The organism is Bifidobacterium sp. UBA6881 (genome assembly GCA_002451435.1).
GTDB lineage: Bacteria > Actinomycetota > Actinomycetes > Actinomycetales > Bifidobacteriaceae > Bifidobacterium.
Genome location: DKCF01000110.1, coordinates 9,291 through 11,753 on the forward strand (window position 1 = coordinate 9,291; position 2,463 = coordinate 11,753).

At 52.3% G+C, this 2,463-nt stretch carries 1 protein-coding gene and 1 pseudogene; both read left to right on the plus strand.

The features are described 5' to 3' along the window. Positions 1–271: 271 nt before the first annotated feature. Positions 272–1,840 (plus strand): sugar porter family MFS transporter, encoded by a 1,569-nt coding sequence (locus tag B3C64_RS08410; RefSeq protein ID WP_291535030.1) that lies wholly within the window; start codon positions 272–274, stop codon positions 1,838–1,840. 438 nt (positions 1,841–2,278) lie between these two features. Continuing rightward, positions 2,279–2,463, plus strand: a pseudogene (locus tag B3C64_RS08415) (pyridoxal 5'-phosphate synthase lyase subunit PdxS); the annotation flags it as partial.

Sequence of the window (2,463 nt, forward strand, 5' to 3'; positions counted from 1 at the left end):
GCATGTTCGAAGGTATGTGCCATTGCGCAAGTCAATCATGTGGACTGTGCCTTACCTGTTTTTACGCGAATAAACTAACTGCTCAATGCAGGTGTTATATTTTGAGCGAGTTTTTATCGAATATTATTGATTCTCAGCGTTTTTTGTGAGAGAAAGTTGTATATTGCTGATGGCAGCGTTAACAAATCGAACAATGGATGCCAATGAAGTTGTTTGAATTGCCATAAATTGCGCAATTATTAACGTGCTGTTGGCAGTAAGGAGAGAAGTGATGAGCGAAAAGACAAACATCACAGATGATGTTTCCGGTCGGCGACGTGGATCCGGCCGCTATATCGTAGGTCTTGCATTAAGCGCGGGCTTGGCCGGTCTGCTCTATGGATACGATACGGTGTCTATTTCTGGGGCTATCGACTTTCTGCAGGAGAAGTACTCACTGAGTCCTGCATTGCAAGGTTTGGTAATCAGTTCCATCATGATTGGCGGTGTGATTGGTGCGGGTGCGTCAGGATTCTTGTCGGACAAATACGGCCGCCGCAGGATTCTGATGTTTGGCGGAGCGTTCTTCTTCGTCGCCGCGCTGTGGAGCGCGTTCACGTTCTCTCCATTCACGTTGATTCTGGCCCGTATCATCGGAGGCGTCGGCATCGGTCTTGCCGCAGCGCTCGCCGTGACGTATATCACCGAATCCGCTCCGACGAACATTCGTGGCGCATTGACCAGCGCATATCAGTTGCTGACTATCTCCGGCATCTTCCTGACCAATGTCATCAACTATTTCATCGCGTCCTCCGGTTCGCATGATTGGGGCGTCGCCAATGGTTGGCGTTGGATGCTTGGTATCGGTGCCATCCCGGCTGCCATTTTCGTGGCTGCGTTGTGGTTTTCGCCTGAATCTCCACGTTTTCTTGTGCAGTCGGGCCGTGTTGAAGAGGGCTTCAAGGTTCTTGAGCGCATCAATGGATCGGAGAAGGCTCGTCATGATGTAGAGGAGATTCAGTCTCAAATCAAAGAGGAGCGTGAAGCCAATGCCTCGTTCTCCGATTTGTTCAAGCCTGGTCTGCGCAAGGCTTTGCTGATTGGCATCTTCTTGGCCATCTTCAACCAGGCGATTGGTATGAATGCCATTTCCTACTATGGTCCGGTTATGTTCAAAGACATGGGATTCGGCGGGAACACCGAATTCCTTGCCTCTTCGATGGTTGGCGGTATCGAGCTGGTCTTCACCGTCGTCGGCATGTACCTGATTGATACCGCAGGGCGTAAGAAGCTCATGGCTGTCGGTTCTGGCCTCATGGTGTTGTTCGCATTGGGCATCTCCTTTGCGTATGCCAACAACTATCAGCTGCTCATGCTCATCTTCGTGATGTGCTTCACCTCTGCGTTTGCGTTCTCCATGGGTCCGATTCCGTGGATTATGATTCCGGAGCTTTTCCCGACTTATCTGCGTGGCCGCGCAACCGGCATCTGCACGGTATTCCTGTGGGGAACCAACTGGGCCATCGGCCAGTTCACTCCGATTCTGATTAGTTCCATTGGCGGTATGGGAACATTCCTCGTGTTCGCGTGCACTAACCTGATTTGCTTCCTCGGCGTGATTTCATTCGTTCCTGAGACCAAAGACAAGACCTTGGAAGAGATTGCGGAATTGTGGAAGCCGAAGAGCGAACAGCTCACTGGTGCGCAGCTTGAAGTTACCCGTGCTGCTGCTGATTTGAAGCGTGCTGAGGCCGACATCAAGGCCGCGGAAGCCGAACTTGCGCGTGCGCATCGTGCCAAGGAACGTGCCATCGCCACCAAGGCGGCTGCCGAGGCGCTGGTATCTGCTCAGAAGAAGTAAGATTATGCCGTTACGGTTCCGCGGGTTCGCAATATCCCGTGGGACCATGGGCAAATGCGTTCCTCTTGCATATGTGATGAGGTGACGTGATCTGGCGTGGTTCGATCCTGAAGGTCGAACCACGTTTTTCGTATGGCACCATGCCGTCCGCAATGTGGGCATCGACGCTATGCGAAAGTCATTCATGTTTTCTATACCGTGTTATCCATGCTCCGGAAAATGGCGGAAATGTGAATCGCGCGCGCCGTGCAGGCCGGAGGAAACAGTTGCGGTGCCGATCAATCGGCATTTTATGGAGTCGCTGGTATTTGGGGAATCAAACGGTGTTTTTGCCGAATATGGTTGCATGGTGGTTCAAAATATTCACATCATCTGAATTGGTAGGGGAAAATCGTTAGTATCTGAATCAACGGAATATTTTTCGACGAAAGGCTGGCGATGGCCAACAACAGGAACGAACTGAACAAGAATCTGGCACAGATGCTCAAGGGTGGCGTCATCATGGACGTCACTACTCCGGAGCAGGCGAAGATCGCACAGGATGCGGGCGCGTGCGCGGTCATGGCGCTTGAGCGCATTCCGGCCGACATCCGCGCGGCCGGCGGCGTCTCCCGCATGAGCGA